12 protein-coding genes are annotated in these 19,261 nt (G+C 34.3%); 5 read left to right on the forward strand and 7 right to left on the reverse strand.

All coding sequences use genetic code 11. From position 1 onward, the window contains the following. Window positions 1-186: 186 nt before the first annotated feature. From pbpC to V6624_RS07220, 5 genes are all read right to left on the reverse strand, one after another. Complete coding sequence (gene pbpC / locus V6624_RS07200) at window positions 187-2,562, reverse strand: penicillin-binding protein 1C (protein WP_111288182.1); 2,376 nt, start codon at window positions 2,560-2,562, stop codon at window positions 187-189. 150 nt (window positions 2,563-2,712) lie between these two features. Then, the gene (locus tag V6624_RS07205; protein WP_338841416.1) at window positions 2,713-3,303 is read right to left on the reverse strand and encodes a transposase; all 591 of its coding nucleotides are present in this window, start codon (window positions 3,301-3,303) and stop codon (window positions 2,713-2,715) included. A 67-nt stretch (window positions 3,304-3,370) separates the two neighbouring features. Further along, window positions 3,371-9,073, reverse strand: coding sequence for an alpha-2-macroglobulin family protein (locus V6624_RS07210; protein WP_338841417.1), 5,703 nt, complete (start codon window positions 9,071-9,073; stop codon window positions 3,371-3,373). Between the two features lie 287 nt (window positions 9,074-9,360). Next, window positions 9,361-9,993, reverse strand: a complete 633-nt coding sequence (locus V6624_RS07215; RefSeq protein ID WP_338841418.1) for a hypothetical protein — start codon at window positions 9,991-9,993, stop codon at window positions 9,361-9,363. Window positions 9,994-10,005: 12 nt separating this feature from the next. After that, window positions 10,006-10,449, reverse strand: coding sequence for a nucleoside deaminase (locus V6624_RS07220; RefSeq protein ID WP_263524154.1), 444 nt, complete (start codon window positions 10,447-10,449; stop codon window positions 10,006-10,008). 61 nt (window positions 10,450-10,510) lie between these two features. On the opposite strand from V6624_RS07220, the gene V6624_RS07225 reads away from it, so the two are divergent. Genes V6624_RS07225 through V6624_RS07240 form a run of 4 tightly spaced genes read left to right on the forward strand, consistent with a single transcriptional unit; the run spans window position 10,511 to window position 14,795 of the window. Next, window positions 10,511-11,281 (forward strand): hypothetical protein, encoded by a 771-nt coding sequence (locus V6624_RS07225; RefSeq protein ID WP_338841419.1) that lies wholly within the window; start codon window positions 10,511-10,513, stop codon window positions 11,279-11,281. Next, window positions 11,281-11,922 carry a hypothetical protein gene (locus V6624_RS07230; RefSeq protein WP_338841421.1) on the forward strand — a complete coding sequence of 214 codons (642 nt, stop codon included), beginning with the start codon at window positions 11,281-11,283 and terminating at the stop codon, window positions 11,920-11,922. The genes V6624_RS07225 and V6624_RS07230 overlap by 1 nt, the downstream gene beginning before the upstream one ends. 52 nt (window positions 11,923-11,974) lie before the next feature. Next, on the forward strand, window positions 11,975-13,762 hold the full coding sequence (locus V6624_RS07235) for a 1-deoxy-D-xylulose-5-phosphate synthase (protein WP_338841422.1): 1,788 nt from the start codon (window positions 11,975-11,977) through the stop codon (window positions 13,760-13,762). 31 nt (window positions 13,763-13,793) lie between these two features. After that, complete coding sequence (locus tag V6624_RS07240) at window positions 13,794-14,795, forward strand: DUF3078 domain-containing protein (RefSeq protein WP_111288198.1); 1,002 nt, start codon at window positions 13,794-13,796, stop codon at window positions 14,793-14,795. Window positions 14,796-14,867: 72 nt separating this feature from the next. Here the strand turns inward: V6624_RS07240 and V6624_RS07245 are convergent, their stop codons facing one another. Both V6624_RS07245 and V6624_RS07250 read right to left on the reverse strand, forming a co-directional pair. Then, entirely contained in the window at window positions 14,868-16,214 is a 1,347-nt protein-coding gene (locus tag V6624_RS07245) for a deoxyguanosinetriphosphate triphosphohydrolase (protein ID WP_338841423.1), read from the reverse strand. Between the two features lie 78 nt (window positions 16,215-16,292). Next, on the reverse strand, window positions 16,293-16,754 hold the full coding sequence (locus tag V6624_RS07250; protein ID WP_338841424.1) for an Lrp/AsnC family transcriptional regulator: 462 nt from the start codon (window positions 16,752-16,754) through the stop codon (window positions 16,293-16,295). A 158-nt stretch (window positions 16,755-16,912) separates the two neighbouring features. Here V6624_RS07250 and metE point away from each other — a divergent pair, with 158 nt between their 5' ends. Continuing rightward, window positions 16,913-19,234 carry a 5-methyltetrahydropteroyltriglutamate--homocysteine S-methyltransferase gene (metE, locus tag V6624_RS07255; protein ID WP_338841425.1) on the forward strand — a complete coding sequence of 774 codons (2,322 nt, stop codon included), beginning with the start codon at window positions 16,913-16,915 and terminating at the stop codon, window positions 19,232-19,234. The last annotated feature ends 27 nt before the right edge of the window (window positions 19,235-19,261 follow it).

Consider the following 19,261-nt stretch of genomic DNA (forward strand, 5'->3'; position numbering starts at 1 on the left):
AGGAACGAAGCAATCTTTTTCGCCACGAATTCATGAATTCTTTTTTATAATGATCTGTCCCAACGGAACTTTATATCCAAAACTATATTTAAAAAAACATCTTAAGCACTAATGTCACCCTGAGCGAAGTCGAAGGCTATTGTATCTAAAAAGGGCTTCGACTTCGCTCAGTCTAACAATCGATTATTATTCTCTAACAATTTCAATTCTTCTTCTTATTTCATTTCCAGAAGCATCCACAACTGTAATATAATGCGTTCCTGTTGTTGGCGTGATTGGTAATTCATGAAATGTTTTTGTTGTGGCTTTATAAACATCATCAACATACCAAAATAATTCTTTGTCTCTTTCAGAATAGGCCACTTTCAAAATCACAGGCTGGACATTGCTGTTAAAATCCTTTGTCAAGTAAATTTTGCTGTTCGCCTTTGGATAAATGAAATCCATTGTGGTCGTTTGTGTTCCCTCGCAACCTTCTTTAAATGGAGGTAATGGCAAGTATTCGATATGTTGGCTTTTGTAATACCATGCCATAACAGGAGGCAGTACAAACCAGTTTTTAGTAACAATATTATCGATACTTTCGCAACTGCTGTTTACCTGAAATTGTTCTGCTTTATCTAAATGAATTGTTCTATGATACGGACAAACTTTAGTTGATTTACCTTTTTTAGTAACCCATTGTTTGATTTTTGGGCAGTTGTCTTTAGCCAAATAACCGCTTAAACGGCAAACCTCAACTTCTGCTAAATCATTATAGGGCGTATCAAACCATCTTTGTCTCGGCAGTAAATTAAAAACATCAAATAAAATTGGCGCGGCACTGGTTACTCCAGTTAAAGTTGGTCTTCCTTCTCCAGTTGCATTTCCAACCCAAATCCCCACTACATATCTTGAATTTGTTCCAATAGCCCACGCATCCCGATTTCCAAAACTTGTTCCGGTTTTCCACGCAATTTTTAAAGAACTGTCATAAAACTTCCAAGCTTCATCTCCTTCTGGCCTGTTAACCTCTTCCATTGCGTTGTACGTTAACCAAATTGATCCAGCGCCCAGAATATTCTTTTGATCGGTTTCGGAGCCAAAATCGGGCGTAAAATCGTTTTTGTAATTCAGCTCTGTAAATTCATTCGTTCTATATTGACTTTTATTTTTAGTGTAATAATTTAATGTTGAAGATAAGTTAGCGTATGTTCTGCATAAATCCCATAGATTACTCTCGGCACCGCCCAAAATAAGCGACAAACCATAATGATCTGGTGTTTTATTGATATTCTTTAATTTGAATTTTTGTAATTCTTCATAAAACTTGTTTACAGTAAATTCCTGAAGCATTAAAACTGCAGGAATGTTTAACGAACGTGACAATGCACGATGCGCAGGCACAGCACCGTCAAACGTCAAATTAAAATTTTGAGGAGTATATCCTGAAATCTGCGTTGGAATATCGGCTACTAAAGTATTAGGCAATAATTCGCCATCATCGAGCATTGCACCATACAAAAGTGGTTTTAAAATACTTCCAGTACTTCTAGGTGCATCAATAATATCAACATCTTTTTGATGATCTACGTCGGCAGGAGAGTTTCCAACATAACTCATTACATTTCTACTCTGAACATCAATTACCAAAATAGCCAGATTATGCACTTCATTCTGTTTATACTGATTGTAATAATATCTCGCAATTTGGTTGACACGATTTTGCAAAGCATAATCAATTGTAGTTTTTACTCTTGTTCCTTCTTCATTTTTAGCCACTCTTTGCAGTAAATGTGGTGCTATTTGAGGCAGATCATACGGTTTTTGAGGCAATGGTTCTTCTATCGAAAGTTCGTAAGTCTGCTTATCGATAATACCTTCCTGATGCAGTTTCAATAAAAGTCGGTTTCTTTTATTTAATAATTTAATTTGGTTTTTCCCCGGATAAATCAAACTTGGGGCATTTGGTAAAACAGCAAGCACAGCATTTTCTGCCCACGACAATTGATTGGATTGCACGCCAAAATAACGCCATGAAGCCATTTCTAGTCCCACAACATTTCCTCCAAATGGTGCATGCGCCGCGTACATTTCTAGAATTTCATTTTTAGAATAACCTAACTCTAATCTTGTTGCCAGAATAATTTCAATCAGTTTTTCAAAATAGGTTCTGTTTTTTCCTTTTCTGGAAAGTCTGATTACTTGTTGTGTTAAGGTACTTCCTCCTCTAACTACTTTTCCAGCTTTTCTGTTTTGTTTAAAAGCATTAATCATCGCTCCGGGATTGAAACCGGGATGTTTATAGAAGTATTCATCTTCAAAATAAACGATACACTTTTTGAATTTGTCAGGAACGCTGTCTTGCGCAGGAAAACGCCATTGTCCATCGCGGGCAATTTTGGCACCGAGTAATTCTCCTTCCTTACTTTCAATAACGGTTGAATACGGCTCTTTAAATAAAGTTCGAGGTATCGAAAAATAGTAAATCAGCAAGAGCACAAATGCAATTGCTGATTTTATTTTATTTCTTTTAATCCAGTTTATTATGCGTTGGAAAAACGCTATAAGTTTATTTTTCAAAATTAAATTGTTATTGCGTATCCTAACAGGTTTTGAAAACCTGTTAGGTATTCCTTATCCATTCCAAAAAAAGAAAAACAAAATCTCTTCTCTTATTTTAAAATACCTAACAGGTTTTGAAAACCTGTTAGGATAGTCGACTACAATTTTCTATTGGTCAATTAATTCTATATCATTGAGAACTCCTGCATAAATTAACTTTTTTTCATCATGACAAAATATAAAATTTTCTAAATCATTGAATAATTCTAGAACAAATTCTCGATCAATGCTACTTTGTTTATCTGACAAATATGAACGATAAGAAGAATGTCTATAAGACTGAAAATCTTTAGAAAATTTATGCTTGACAGGATTTAAATGAACGTATAAGATCAACTGTCTTAAATATTCTTCATTTTCAATTCTATTTCTTTGCAAATGTTCCTGAAACAAACTTCCTGTTCTATCGTAAGCTTTATTTATACTTTTAGAATAAGAATTGAATAAATTTGAAAATGGAAGATGAATTTTTTCTTTAAACTTTTCAGGTAGATTAATTTTATCTTTTATTCTTAGAACAATATGAAAATGATTTTTGAGCAAACAATAAGCATAAACATCAGCAATTGGCAAAATATATTTTTTAAGTTTTTCTAAAAAGTAATTATAGTTTCTCTCTTCAATAAAAATATTCTCACTATTGTTTCCTCGATTATAAACATGATAATATTGGCCTGCCTCAAAAACATCCTTCTCCACAATCTTATTCTTTTTATAATACCTAACAGGTTTTGGAAACCTGTTAGGATACGTGTATTAATAAATTTTACTTCACAACCTCAACCCAGAATCCTTTTGTTCTGGCTAAGAAAGTATTATCATACATCGCTTCGCATTGTAATCCAGGTAAATAATAATTTCCTAGATAAGACGCGTTTAACAGAATACGGAAAACTTTGGTTTCTCTGGCTTTCATTCCGAAGTAGAAATTAGTTCTGTCGTCACGAATATCAATATAATCAGCGATGTTGTTTACGGCGTCTCCATAATCTGTAAAACGTGTATTTACAATTTCGAATCCAGAAGGCAGGATCTGCGATAACGCTACATTTTGAACACTTTCTCCTCTTTGGTTTTTAATCGTAACCTCAGCAACAAACTCTGTTCCTTGACTGATTCTTGAAACATTGATTACACTTCCTTTTCTATTTTTGAAAACAATAGAAGCCGTAACATCACTTTGAACCACATTTTCCTGTCCGATTGGCAGAATTCCTGTGTTTAATACACGAACATAAACCGTATTCGCTTTGTTGTTTTTCAACGTAATACTGTTTGTACCCGAAGCAACAGACAAACTACGATCTGCAACTGATTTACCTGTATTGATTGTCTCTCCTTTACCGTTTTTATTAAATTGAATATTGATTCCTTTTGGACCATTGCTCACTGCAAATTTTGACATTGCATATAAACAGTAAGCTGTTGTCTGTGTACTCATCCACTGGTTAGCGGACATTTCCTTAGCTAATTTAGAGGCTGTTACAAACGCTTTTTGTTTCTGATCTAATAAAAGCATGGTTTCAAGAGCCATTGCTCTATTTCTTTCACTTGAACCATAATAGTAATAACTATATCCGTCTGAATCACCGTCAATACTAGTTCTCAAGAACAAACTTTGCCCTGCCGATTTTTGTCCCGCTAAAACATAAGCTGCTGCCAAACGAAGCATACTTTCGTTTGAAATACCTTTTGTTTCTCGCAATCTGTTCATCGACGATAAATCAGCATTTCCTGCTAAAGCTAAAGTGTATAAACGATAGGCCTGCGCTAAGTCATTTCCGTATTTAGGTTCAAAACGCCATTGTTTCGCTTCTTTTTGCTGATAACCTAACCATTTCGATTTGAAATTAATTGGCAACACATATCCTTTTTTCTCTGCTTCAATTAAGAAATGTCCAGCGTATGAAGTTCCCCAATCGTCTGCAATTGCATTTCCTTGCCAGTAAGGCATTCCGCCATTTGATAATTGGAATTTACCCAATCTGGCAATTCCAGCCGCAATGTTTTTCTGAATCAGATCTTTTCGTTTTGCATCAATATCTGCCACTTCGCCTAAATACAATTGCGGGAAAACAGATGAAGTCGTCTGTTCGACACATCCATGCGGATACTGAATCAAGAATTGTAACCTTCCGTTCAAATTCATTGACGGCATAGATGAAACCTCTAATCTTGCTTTATTACTTCCAGCAATTCCAAAGGTTTTCCATGAAATTGTTTTGGAACTATTTGGCGTTAAAACAACATCGGTAAAAGTGCTCGTAACTGGATTTGGATTCGTCATATCGATTTCAACATCATAAGTTGATTTCTCGCTTCCAGATGTCGCAATTACCTGAACTTTTGCAATTCCTGTCGCAGAACCCACAACTAAATTAAAATATGCCATTTTCTCATCTGGCTGTGCGAAATTTAGTTTTTGAACTGCACTTCCCATAACTTTCAATCCGTTGCTGGTTTTTACCTGAATAGTTACATTTTTAATCTTATTTTCAGTTGCAAAAACAGTTACCGGAAGCGTTACTTTTTCTGATGGTGAAATTTTTCTAGGCAATGAAGCCAATACCATCAGCGGACTCTTAACCTGAGTTGCTTTTTCAACGCTTCCGTAAGCGCTTGTATTTGCATCTCCCGCTACAACCATTGTTCTAACAGAACCAATGTATTTCGGAAGTTTTAATTCATGCGATTTTGTTTCTCCTTTTCCTAATTTAAATGGTCCGTAATATAATACTACAGGTTTAAAACGGTTCGCTTTTTTAGCTTTTCCGCCTCCTAGATCCTGATCTCCACCAATACTAAAAATCTGATTTATTTTTCCGCCATAAGCGCCAATTACATCATCGTAAACGTCCCAGGTTTTTACGCCCAAAGCTTCACGAACGTAGAAACTATCCCATGCGTTTGGTGTTTTAAAACGAGTTAAATCCAGAAGACCTTCGTCTACAACCGCAATTGTATAGGTCATTTCTTTACCTGATTTCTCACCTACTTTTGCTGTAAACGGCTGTTCTGGTCTTAAAACATCTGGCATATTTAAAGTTGGCGTTAGAATCGTGTTTTTATCTACCACTTCTATTGGCACAATTCCATACATACGAATTGGCGAATCGTTTTTAGTTGAAGCGTGTGGTTGTAATAAGGTAATATTAAAATATACATTTGGTGCCATAGCCCCTGTAATTGGAACTTCAACTTTTGTTTCTCCGTTTTTAGTTTCAGCCCAAATAGTCTGCACTACTCTTGATCCATTTTCAATAGAAATTAAAGCCCGTCCGCCTTCACTTGAAGGGAAAGAAATCTGTGCTTTTTCTCCAACAGCATAATTCTTTTTATCGGTAGAAAAAACTAACATATTAGCTGTAGAAGCATCTCTATTGCGTGTTTTTCCAGACCAAATTGGCCAGTCGATATTTACGGTTAAAGAAGCTGCATGTCCGCTTTCACCGTCTTCAACACGAATTAAGTAACGTCCCCATTCTTCATCTGTCAACGCAAATTGGAAACTTCCTTTTCCGCTAGAATCTGTGTTGATGACAAATGTTTTATATGAAGTCGTTGCATTTGATGAGTTGTAATTTGATAAATTATCGCTTGAAGAATCCCACCACCATCTCCAATCTACTTTATAAACTCGTACTTCGAGATTACGAACTGATTTTGGTCTTCCATTTTCGTCAACTGTGACAACCTCGAAACGATTATTTGTTCTCGTTTCAAGCATACTGTACTTGTTCAGTTCTGGTGTTTTAAGTCCAACGTAAGTTTTGTATGGAGAATAAGTTGTCGACATTACATCTGTACTAAAATCTCCTCCTTCTTCATATACTTTTGTAATAAATGAAGCGCGAAGCATTCCTGGCGCCTGACCTTGCAGTCTTGGCTGAATATTTACAGATGCTTTTCCGTTTTCATTTAATTTTCCAGAGAAAACATTAATTTCTTCTGTACTGAATTGACGTGCTAAATCATCAAAAGTATATTTTTCATAACCTTTAAAAGTCGTGCTTTGCTGAGAGAATTTAGCCTGCATTTCTACATTCAAATTCTTCGCAATTGCGCCGTGAAGCCATGTTACTTCTAGATTATCTGTATTTGGATAAGAAGCCGAAAGTGTTTTTCTGCTAAAGGTATTTTTGATTTTTAAACGATTCGGTTTGATGGTTTCAATCTTGATGCTCTTATAGAATTTCGCGCCTCCAACGCTTACCATTGCTTCCCAGTTTCCTGTTGGCGCATCTTGATCTGTTCGAACAGCAATGGCATAATGATTCAGATCATTGGTTTTTTGAACTGTTTGATAAACTGTTTTTCCGTTCGGATCATTTAATCTGAATTTAATTGGATGTGATTTCGGAAGTTTATTCGCAGCATCGTTCAAAATAAATGATAAATACAAAATATCTCCAGGGCGCCAAACGCCTCTTTCTCCATAAATAAATCCTTTTAGCCCTTTTTGCAAAGTCTCACCCGCAACATCAAAATTACTTACCGATAACGAAAGTCCATCATCCAACTTCACGTAAGTCGACTGATCGCCTAAAGTTACAATCGCAAAATAAGCGAATTTATCCAGCTGGAAAGATGCAATTCCTTCGCTGCTTGTCGCTTCTGTTGCTATTTTTTGCTGTTGGAAATTGTATAAATCTACTCTTGCATTCGAAACCGGTTCTGTTGTAACAATATTATTTACAGCAAATAAGTACGATTTATTTTCTCCTCTTTTGGCAATAACTCCTAAATCTGACGCTAAAATATTAGTTGCAATTCTCGCATTGTAATAGTAAGAGTCTGTACAAGGATCTTGGCTTTCTCTCCAATCGTAATCGTCATAATAGTAATAATCATCGTAAGAGTTTCCGCTATAGTTTACGTCGTTTTCATCAACTTCTTCTTCCTCGGCTTCATCTTCACTATTGTCTGATGTTTCACATTTATAAAGCGAATATTTCTTTTTGTAAACAAATTCAACTCTGTAAATCGCTCCTGGTTCTGGTTTGATAATTTTAGATAAATCTAAAGCATACGTATTCCATTTTGCTAGATTTACGAGTGTGCTTTCTCTTAAATTCAGCGTCGTTTTAGCAATTGGCTGTGCTACTTTTTTAAGATTTTGTCCGCCGTTTAATTCATTGTATTGAAGAAACTGTAGAATATTGTTTTTATAGATTTTATAAACCTTTACATCTACAGCGCTCAGATTTACAGCTTCAAAATTCAGTTTTAAATTATTTGAACTTGGCAGAATTGTTCCGTTTTTAATAAAACGAACGTTTGGTTTTATCTGATCAAAAGAGATTTTTTCGCTGTAATTGTTTTCTAGTTTTTTACCATATTGGCTTTCTATTCCTTGAAAAACTTCCAATAATAATTCACCAGTAACAACTTGTTCTGGTTCTTCGTCTGGAACAACTTCTACTATATCTTCTACTGGGGTTTCAACAGATGCGGTGGCAGAATCGACAGCCGCAGCAGCAACATCAACCGCAGCAACCGCAGAATCAACAGCAACTTCAACAGTTTCTTGCTGAACAACTACTGGAGCTGGTTCTTCTTTTTTAGGTGCATTTTGATTGGAAAAATATACTTTTAGTAAATTTCCTTGTGTAGAAAATTTCAGGTTATTGGTGTTTTGAATCGAAACCAATCCAGCAAAATCCTGACCTTTTTCTAATGGTTCAGAGAAATTAATTAAAACTTGCTGATTGTTTCCGTCTGGAACTTCAACTTTGATAACTTTAAATTCGTTGATGCTCGTAATTGGAAAATCAATTTGTCCTTTTTGGTCAATATCAAAATCATTTCCATCATAAATAATCTCTAAATTTGAAGCTTCTGACTGACGCTGAATACTATCAATTATAAAACGAAATTCTTTTGCCGGCCCGTTTGTTTTCTCAAACTTAATTTTAAGATTATTTCCATTATGTTTGGCTTCAACCAGCTTTTGAGCAGTTTCCAAATCAATATTATCTGCTGTTTTCAAAACGCAGTTTAAATATTGATATTCTTTGCTGTACGATTGAATATCGCCAGTATTAATGGTAAAATCGTGTTTTACCGTTTTAACTGTAAAATTGAATTTGGAAAGCGTTTCCTCTTTCTCTTTTGGAATGGCGGTTAGTTTATCTAAGTTTAAAGTAACTTGATATTCTGTTCCTGCTTCTAATTTTTTCTCTGGAATAAAAGCTAAAGTATTGGTCGAAAGCGCTACGACTTTTCCGTGAACATTTGGCGAAATATCAAACAAATCATCGTCTAATTCCTGATTAGGTTTCCAATCATTTTTATCGAATGCCAAAACCACACGAATATCAGAATCCGCAGAAACGATTCCGCCCGTAAAACTGGTAATGTAATCTTTAAATAGCGAAAAATCCGAATTGAAATCTGCAGCTGATTTGCGCCCGCAGGATTGAAAAATAAAAAACACAAAAAATACGAGAACTAAACCTTTTGCTTTCACTTTTATTTAGAGTTAATGGTTAACAAGCTAGAAATTTAACACGAATTACCGTTAAAGCCATAACAGCAAAATGCGATTTAAATTATGTTAAAAGTAAAATATTTTTCTATTGATTTAAGAAGAAAATTCCCTAATAATGATTATTTAACTTTTGTTGAATCTTAGAAAGCATTGTAATGATGATTTGAAGCAAATTCCAGCTATCCGCTATATCTTTTCCCTGCTAAGAAGCAGGAAAAAGGATGCCGCTTCTATCTGGGCTAGGGCAGTTATTTTTATAAGCCAATTTAAAGTTCATCTCCTATTTTTGACAAAACTTTATCCATTTCAAGAAAGTGTTCTTTTGTATTAGATGAATAAAAAAGTTGATTGTTGCTCATTACAATAATTACCTCATCGTCATGATTCCCATAGAAATTTATCCCATCTGCCCACTGCGTAAAAGAAACACCTTTATTTTTATAATTCTCAACAATAAAATTTAGCCCTTCATCATCAATTTCATAAAAACATTCAGCAGTATATTCTAAAGCAAAACCAGCTTGTAAAAATGCCATTGCAATAAAGAAATCAGTTAAGGTTTCTGTTTCCAGATTCCATTCCTTTTCATCATAACTCATATAAACTGGCGGATTGGATTTTGACAAATCCTCTTTATGAATTCCCCAAACACAAGCTTTTTGATTTTCAGAATAAAATATTAGATAATCATCATTTTTATAATATTGAAAACGCTCTGGTATAATTAATAAATCTTGTGTATGATTTAAGTTTTGGATTTTCCCTAATTCAGTATAATAATCCACAAACACGTTAGGAAGTTTTCCGAAAATATTTTGAACAACTTGAATTTCTTCATTTGTAAAACCATTAGGTTCAGTAATACTGAAAAGTTTTTTTATTGTTGAAAATTCTGTCATGTTACATTGGAATTATTTACGTCTTTCCAGAAAAAATCGTTTCATCAAATCGGCAGCTTCGTTTGCCATTACGCCAGAAACAACAGTCGTTTTCGGGTGAAGTTTTGTTCCCATATTCAGAAATCCGCGTTGTTCGTCTCTTGCGCCAAAAACAATTTTAGAAATCTGACTCCAATACAACGCTCCTGCGCACATTTGGCAAGGTTCGAGAGTTACATAAAGTGTACAGTCTTTTAAATATTTTCCGCCCAGAAAATTAGCTGCCGCGGTGATTGATTGCATTTCAGCGTGAGCCGTAACATCATTTAGCAATTCGGTCAAATTATGACTTCTTGCAATAACTTTATCGGCCACAACTACAACAGCTCCAACAGGAATTTCGCCTTTTAAATAGGCTTCTTCAGCTTCCTGCAAAGCTTTTTTCATAAAATATTCGTCTGTAAAAGGATTTTCCATATCTGCAAAAGTAAAACTTTACTCAATATTTTTATTACATTTAAACTTTGATATTTGAATTATGGAACCAAAATATAAAATTTCAATACCTGAACCATGCCATGAAAACTGGGATCAAATGACTCCAAAAGACAATGGCAGATTTTGTTTGAGCTGTTCAAAAACGGTTGTTGATTTTACGTCAATGCTTCCAGAGGAGATTCAGCAGTATTTTATTTCACATAAAAATATCTGCGGAAGACTTAAAAATGAGCAGTTAAATGAAATAAACATTCAGATTCCTTCTCAAATATTACATAGCCAAATGCATTATCGAAAAATGTTTTTATTGGCACTTTTTATAGCTATGGGCACTACATTATTTAGCTGTCAGGACAAGGATGGAAATAAACAAAAAATAGATAAAGTTGAAGTTGTAGAAGATATCAAACCTGTACAACCCGCTACTACTGGAATTATCTTAATGCCCATAGACACAATAAACACCGAAAAAGATTCTCTATCTAGACCAGAGAATCTTCAATCTGGACGTTACGGAATTGTTTATAATTCAAATGATTTAGACGTTGCGGCTGTTCCAAAAAATGGAATAAAAAAGTTTTGTTCTCGTTTTTCAAAAAAACTTATCACTGCAAAACAGGGAGAAATATCGGTTTTGTTTGTAATTGAAGGCGACGGAAGTCTTAGTAATTTTAACATCCTTAAAAACACAACTTCAGCAAGTGAAAAAGATATCATTGGGGTTTTAGAAAAATCTCCTAATTGGATTCCTGGTAAACTAAAAAATCGAGTTGTTCGCTCCACTTACACTTTGCCAATTACATTTAAATAATGGAAATAAACCATAAAATAACTGCTCAGACAAAGCAACACAAATTGCTTTTAGCATTTTATGCCGTTATAGGAACAGCTTTTTTGTTTGGCTGTCAAAACAAAGAGGATAAAAAAGAAAAAATCGAGAATGTTGAAGCTATCGCAGATACTTCGACAATAAAATCTGTTTCTTTAGATAAAACACCAACAGAGACAAAAAAATCAAACCAAACAGCGCCTTCATTATCTAAAGCTGAAGAAATTGAATTTAAAAAAGCAACATCAATAATACAGGAAGAAGCTAAAGAAGATAAAACTTCAAAATCTGAAAAGACAAAAAAAGATGATGCTTCGATAGCACCAAAAGCTCCTTTAAATTCTAACGCAGAATTTCCTGGCGGAATAGAACAATTTCATAACTTTTTTATGAAAGAATACAAAAAGCCTGAAGACGTAAGTTATTGGAAACTTAATTTCACTCTTGCATTTGCAGTAGAAAAAAACGGTACAATTTCATTTCTTGAATGTTCACCAGCAGTTGAAGAACCTCTGCAAAAAGAAATTATCAGGGTTTTAAATTTGTGTCCAAAATGGCAACCGGGCGAATCGAACGGAAAAAAAATCAGGATGCAATATTCTGTCCCTATTTTATTGAAATAAGACGAAGCAAAAAAATTAAATTTAAAACCGTAAATTTGCTTTTTACCTTACAATGAAAAGCGATTTACTTTCGAACATATACAATCCAGCCGATTTACGTCTTTTAAAAGAAGAACAGCTTACTCAGGTTGCTCAAGAATTACGTCAATTTATTATTGAGGTCGTTTCTGTGAAAGAAGGTCATTTGGGCGCGAGTTTGGGCGTTGTAGAGCTTACAATTGCTTTGCATTATGTTTTTAATACACCCGAAGATTTATTGGTTTGGGATGTTGGACATCAGGCTTATGGCCACAAAATCCTGACTGAAAGAAGAGAAAATTTTCATACCAACAGACAAATTGGAGGTATTTCTGGTTTTCCAAAAAGAAGCGAAAGTGTTTATGATACTTTTGGCGTTGGGCATTCTTCTACTTCTATTTCAGCGGCACTCGGAATGGCGATTGCTTCAAAATTAAAAGGTGATATTAATAAAGAACATATTGCTGTTATCGGTGATGCTTCAATTGCCAGCGGAATGGCGTTTGAAGGTTTAAATCACGCTGGAGTTACTGATGCTAATATTTTGGTCATTTTGAATGATAATGCAATCGGGATTGATCCAAGTGTTGGCGCTTTAAAACAATATCTTACTTCGGTTAAAAACGGAAAAAATCCGCGACAAAATAATATCATTAAATCGTTGAATTTTGATTATTCTGGGCCAATTGATGGCCATGATCTTCCTAAATTAATCAAAGAATTAAATCGTTTAAAAAAGATTAAAGGCCCAAAATTCCTTCATATTGTAACTACAAAAGGAAAAGGCTTGCTTCAGGCCGAAGAGAATCAGGTGAAATACCATGCACCTGGAAAATTTGACGCTTCGACTGGAGAAATTCATTTAAAATCAGAAGAAAATCTTCCTCCAAAATATCAAGATGTTTTTGGTTTAACTATTCTAGATTTAGCCAAAAAAAATGAAAAAATAATCGGAATCACACCTGCAATGCCCTCTGGAAGTTCATTAAAATTTATGATGGATGAATTGCCAGATCGTGCCTTTGATGTTGGAATTGCCGAACAGCACGCCGTAACGCTGGCTGCAGGAATGGCAACCCAAGGAATGATTGTCTATTGCAATATTTATTCGACTTTTCTACAGCGTGCATACGACCAAGTAATTCATGACGTTGCTTTGCAAAACTTACCCGTTATATTTTGTCTTGACAGAGCTGGTTTAGTTGGCGAAGACGGAGCAACACATCATGGCGTTTTTGATATTGCCTACCTACGTTCAATTCCGAATATGAGGATTTATGCTCCGTTAAACGAAATTGAGCTGCAAAACATTTTATATACGGTTCAATTTGGAATAAATCATCCTATTGCAATTCGATATCCAAGAGGCCGCGGAGTCCTGCCAAATTGGGAAGTAGAAAATTTCGGACATTATGAAAAAATTAATTTCGGTGAGGCAAAATGCTTGAAAGATGGTACGAAAATTGCTGTTCTGTCGGCCGGAACAATTGGAAATAATGTTATAGAAGCCTTAAAAGAATCCACAAATTCTGATGAGATTGCCCATTATAACTTTAGTTTTATTAAACCATTAGACATCAATATATTACACACTATTTTTACAACTTTCGAAAGTATTATTACCATCGAAGACGGAGTTAAAAATGGTGGTTTTGGAAGTGCAGTTTTAGAGTTTGCAGCATCAAATAATTTCAAAAATAACATTGAAATTTTGGGTGTTCCAGACGAATTTATTGAGCATGGAACAGTAAATCAACTGCAACAATTGTGTAAAATTGACGTTAAAAGTTTGATAAATCTTTTTTCTAACGGTTCAAAATAATTATTTTGCGACACCAAAAACAAATTACCTAATGAAATTATTGCGTTCTACCCTTTTGCTATTATTGCTTCTGTGTACTTCTAATAACTTTGCCCAGATCATTCAAACTACTCTAAGCCCAAATCAAGCACCTAAACCGCCTTCTAACTGGACACAAAAAAATCAGCTGGGGTTTGACATTTCCGAAATTGCATTTGTAAATTGGAGTGCCGGGGGAACAAGTTCTATTTCAGGCTTATTTAAAGGTGAATTTTCAAGAACTTATACCAAGAAAAATCATAAATGGGTAAACGAACTTATCGTAAAATATGGTTTAAATAAACAGGACGGAATCGAATTAAGAAAAACAGACGATGCTTTCCAATTTAACTCTACTTACGGTTTTAGAAAAGATTCCACTTCAAACTGGTATTACTCTTCAAAATTAAACTTCAACACACAGTTTACAGACGGTTATAATTATCCTAATAGAGATGTTGCTATTTCTAAGCCTTTTGCACCAGCATACGTCTTTCTGGGAGCTGGAGCTGAGAACTCAAACAAGGAAAAAAATAGAACGTTTTACTTCTCTCCTATTACGTTAAAAACCACTTTAGTACTTGATCAATATCTTGCAAATCAAGGTTCTTTCGGGGTTAAGAAAGCGGTTTATGAAACAGATCCGCTAGATCCAAATAACCAGATTTTAATTGAAGAAGGTCAGAAAGTAAAAGCCGAATTTGGTATTCTTTTTACTGGATATATGAGAAGCGAAATCTACAAAAACGTTTTTTACGAAAACAGGCTGAGCTTATATACCGATTATTTGAATAAATTCGGGAATGTCGATATTGATTATGACACCAAATTAGACCTTGTTGTTAACGCTTATGTAAAAGCGAATATTGGAGTTCATTTAATTTATGATGATGATATTAAAACGAAAAAAGATGTTGTAGACCCAACAACTGGAACTACAACTCAGGTTAACGACGGACCGCGAATGCAGTTAAGACAGGTTCTTGGCGTAGGTCTTGTTTATGCTTTTCAATAAACACATCAAATCAATTATAAAAAAAACAGCCCATAAATAGTTTATGGGCTGTTTTTTTTATTTGTACCAAAATTAATTCTTTTTTCGTCCTTGAATCATCTCATATAATTCTAAAGCATTTCCGTCTGTTAAAAGTGACACATAATGACAGATATGTAATAAACGCTCGTATAAATTGGTTTTGTCTAAATGATGTTTTTCAGGCAGCATTTTCAAAATCAATTTATCGTAGTTTGAAGCTGTTCCTTCAAATTTATTATTGAATGCTGTAATGAATTTATCTAATAGTGTTTGAATGATCTGATAACCTACAATCTCTTTCTCAATCACTTCACGGCTCTGATAGATTTTTTCAACACTAAGTTTGATAATATCATTCATTTGAGCTTTGTATTTGCTTTTATCTGTTAAAGCATAAGGGAAATTCCCCGCCAAAATTGCTTCTTCATTTTCTACAAAAACTTCTACGGCATCATTAATTAAAGAGCCAATTGCAAGTGCGCGCAGATAACTAATTCTATCTTCTTTAGTTTCTAATGTTTTATATTTTGCAACGCCAATATTATCTTTTACTAATTTAATTAGATATTCTAAAGCATAATCTTCAGAAACCAAACCTAAATTAATTCCATCTTCAAAGTCAATGATTGTGTAACAAATATCATCTGCTGCTTCCACTAAATATGCCAATGGATGTCTTTCAAAACCAATATCTTCACCAGATTTATTGGCGATCATTCCCATATCTTTAGCTACTTCTTCAAAGAATAATTTATCAGACTGAAAGAATCCGTATTTTTTATCGGCGATATTATTCGTCGGCTTTTTTGGAAGACTTTCTTTAGGATATTTCATAAAAGCCCCCAAAGTTGCGTAAGAAATACGAAGTCCGCCTTCAATTCCTGGACGGCTTCCAGTCAACACTGAAAATCCGTTAGCGTTTCCTTCAAAATCAATTAAATCTTGCCATTGTTTATCAGTCAACTGATTCCTGTATTTCTGTCCGTTTCCAATAGAAAAATATTCCCCAATCGCTTTTTCTCCAGAATGTCCAAATGGTGGATTTCCAATATCATGCGCCAATGAAGCTGCGGCTACAATCGCTCCAAAATCGTTCATGTGGTAACCGTGAATCTCTTTCAAATAAGGATATTTCTCGATAATCTTTTTCCCAACCAAACGTCCAAGCGAACGCCCCACAACCGAAACTTCTAAACTGTGCGTTAATCGTGTGTGAACGAAATCTGTTTTAGAAAGCGGAATAACTTGTGTCTTATCTTGTAAACTTCTAAAAGCGGAAGAAAATATAATTCGGTCATAATCGACCTCAAAACCTAAACGAGTATCATCTTGTTCTACACGTAATCTTTTGCTTGTATCTCCTTGACGTCTTAATGATAAAAGTTGTTCCCAGTTCATTGTTGAATTTTAGATTTTAGATTTTAGATTTCTCATCTAAACGTCAAAAATACGTTTTATTTTAGGATTTTCTTTTGTTTAAAATTCTAATGCCGTACTGTATTTGATTTCTCCCATTACAAAAATACTGTTTGTATTTCCAATGTTTTCGATGGTTGATAATTTATTCATTACAAAATCCTGATAACTAGCCATATCTTGCACTAAAATCTTCAGCATAAAATCGTAATCGCCAGCAATATTATAACATTCTATAATTTCTGGAAGCGCCACAATATCTTTCACAAAATTGCTTCCAACATTTTTAGCATGTTCTTTTAAACGGACGTTGCAAAAAACAGTCATGCCTCGATTCATTTTCTGTTTGTTTAAAAGCGCTACATATTTTGTAATATATCCGTCTCTTTCCAGTCTTTTAATTCGTTCATAAACTGGCGTAACAGTTAGAAATAATTTACTTGCAAGATCTTTTGTATTGATATTGCAATCTTCTTGAAGGTATTTCAAGATCAGCAAATCGGTTTTATCTAGATTTTCCATAGTTTTTTTTACGGCTAAAAGTTCATTTTAAACGACTTAAAAGTAATTAAATCTTTAAAAGTAATTTTTAAAAATACATTTTACTGAAATAACCCTCAAATATAAGTTATAAAAACTAAGAATGTAAATTTGATCAGTAAAAAACACTGAATCAAAAAATGAAAACAAACAACCTAGGTTATCCAAGAATTGGCAGCAATAGAGAGCTTAAAAAAGCATCTGAATTGTATTGGGCGGGAAAAATTTCTGCAGACGAACTTATTGAAACCGGAAAAGATATTCGCCGCAGAAACTGGCATCTTCAATCGCAGGCTGGAGTCGATTTGATTCCGTCAAATGATTTTTCTTTTTATGACCAAGTTTTAGATTTAACGCTGACTTTGGGTGCAATTCCATCTCGTTATAGCGAAATTGCTAAAAACAACTCGGCTTTAGATTTATATTTTGCAATGGCAAGAGGATCTCAAAAAAAAGGTCAAGACGTTGTGGCAATGGAAATGACAAAATGGTTTGACACAAACTATCATTATATTGTTCCTGAGTTTACTAAAAATCAGAAATTTGAATTGTTTTCTGAAAAAGTAATTGATGAATTTAAAGAAGCAAATGCTATCGGGATTAAAACAAAACCTGTTTTAATTGGACCCGTTTCTTATTTATTATTAGGTAAAGAAAAAGAAGAAGGTTTCAACCGAATTGAGCTTATCGATGCTTTACTTCCTGTTTATTTCGAAATTTTAGAGAAATTGCAAGCAGAAAATGCCGAATATATTCAGCTTGACGAACCTTTCTTGGCTTTAAATTTAACAGATAAAGAAAGAAGTGTTTTCACTAAAGTGTACAACGAAATCAACAAAAAGTTCCCAAAACTTAAAGTTGTTTTAGCCAATTATTTTGATTGTTTTGGAGAAAATCTTGAAACTGCTTTGGCTTTGCCTGTTGATACTTTTCATTTAGATTTAGTTCGCTGTCCGCTTCAATTAAATGATATTTTAGAATCTGGAAAATTGGCTTCAAACGTAAACCTTTCTTTGGGAGTTATTGACGGAAGAAACATCTGGAAAAATGATTTCAAAAAATCTTTAGAATTAATCAAAAAAGCAAATGACGCGTTAGGAACTGACAGAATTTTAATTGCTCCTTCTTGCTCTTTAATCCATAGTCCTTGCGATTTAGATTTAGAAACAAACGATCAGACGCTTACTCCTGAAATCAAACAATGGCTGGCTTTTGCTAAACAAAAAATAAACGAAATTGTACTTTTAAAACAATTCGCTTCAAACGAAGTTGATCCAAAAGATTCTGTTGATTACGAAAGAAATGTCATTGCAAATGAAAACCGTAAAACTTCAAAATTGATTCATAATAACGAAGTTAAAACTCGTGTTGCAGGAATTACAGCTTCTGATGACAAACGTAAAAGTGCTTTTGCAACAAGAAGAAAAAACCAGATTGAAGCTTTAAAATTACCATTATTCCCAACCACAACAATTGGATCTTTCCCACAAACAGCCGAAGTGAGAAGTTGGAGAGCGAAATTCAAAAAAGGCGAATTAACAACCGAAGAATACAATAATTTAATCGAAAAAGAAACCGAAGCTACAATTCGTTTTCAAGAAGAAACAGGAATCGACGTTTTAGTTCATGGAGAATTCGAAAGAAATGACATGGTAGAATATTTTGGAGAACAATTGGACGGATTTACATTTACCAAAAATGGTTGGGTTCAAAGCTACGGAAGCCGTTGTGTGAAACCGCCAGTTATTTACGGAGATGTTTCTAGACCAAATCCAATGACTGTAAAATGGTCGGAATATGCACAATCTTTAACCCCAAAATGGGTAAAAGGAATGTTGACAGGTCCTGTAACTATTTTGCAATGGTCATTTGTTCGTAACGATCAGCCACGTTCTGAAACTTGTACACAAATCGCTTTGGCAATTCGTGATGAAGTTGTTGATTTAGAAAAAGCAGGCATCAAAATCATTCAAATTGATGAACCAGCAATTCGTGAAGGTTTGCCTTTGAGAAAAGAAGAATGGGCTAAATATTTAGATTGGGCAGTTCGTGCTTTCAGAATTTCTGCAAGCGGTGTAAACGATGACACTCAAATTCACACGCATATGTGTTACAGCGAATTCAACGACATTATCCAAAATATCGCCGATATGGATGCCGATGTAATCACAATCGAATGCTCACGTTCTCAAATGGATCTTTTAGATGCTTTTGCCAACTTTAAATATCCAAACGAAATTGGTCCAGGAGTTTACGATATTCATTCTCCACGTGTTCCTTCGAGTGCAGAAATGGTTCGTTTACTAAAAAAAGCTTCAAATGTAATTCCAGTTGATCAATTGTGGGTAAATCCAGATTGCGGTTTAAAAACCCGCCATTGGGACGAAACTAAAAAAGCATTAATAGAAATGGTTGCAGCGGCTCAAGAAATGAGAGCTACGATTGAGAATCCTGTAACTTAATACCTTAAATAGTTTTTTTTATGCCAA

Source organism: Flavobacterium ginsenosidimutans (assembly GCF_037478105.1).
GTDB lineage: Bacteria > Bacteroidota > Bacteroidia > Flavobacteriales > Flavobacteriaceae > Flavobacterium > Flavobacterium ginsenosidimutans.

What these genes read in the sequence shown, in the direction of transcription:
- V6624_RS07215 (WP_338841418.1), bottom strand. Translation starts at nt 9,993, where the DNA reads ATGACAGAATTTTCAACAATAAAAAAACTTTTCAGTATTACTGAACCT.
- V6624_RS07220 (WP_263524154.1), bottom strand. Translation starts at nt 10,449, where the DNA reads ATGGAAAATCCTTTTACAGACGAATATTTTATGAAAAAAGCTTTGCAG.
- V6624_RS07225 (WP_338841419.1), top strand. Translation starts at nt 10,511, where the DNA reads ATGGAACCAAAATATAAAATTTCAATACCTGAACCATGCCATGAAAAC.
- V6624_RS07230 (WP_338841421.1), top strand. Translation starts at nt 11,281, where the DNA reads ATGGAAATAAACCATAAAATAACTGCTCAGACAAAGCAACACAAATTG.
- V6624_RS07235 (WP_338841422.1), top strand. Translation starts at nt 11,975, where the DNA reads ATGAAAAGCGATTTACTTTCGAACATATACAATCCAGCCGATTTACGT.
- V6624_RS07240 (WP_111288198.1), top strand. Translation starts at nt 13,794, where the DNA reads ATGAAATTATTGCGTTCTACCCTTTTGCTATTATTGCTTCTGTGTACT.
- V6624_RS07245 (WP_338841423.1), bottom strand. Translation starts at nt 16,214, where the DNA reads ATGAACTGGGAACAACTTTTATCATTAAGACGTCAAGGAGATACAAGC.
- V6624_RS07250 (WP_338841424.1), bottom strand. Translation starts at nt 16,754, where the DNA reads ATGGAAAATCTAGATAAAACCGATTTGCTGATCTTGAAATACCTTCAA.
- metE (WP_338841425.1), top strand. Translation starts at nt 16,913, where the DNA reads ATGAAAACAAACAACCTAGGTTATCCAAGAATTGGCAGCAATAGAGAG.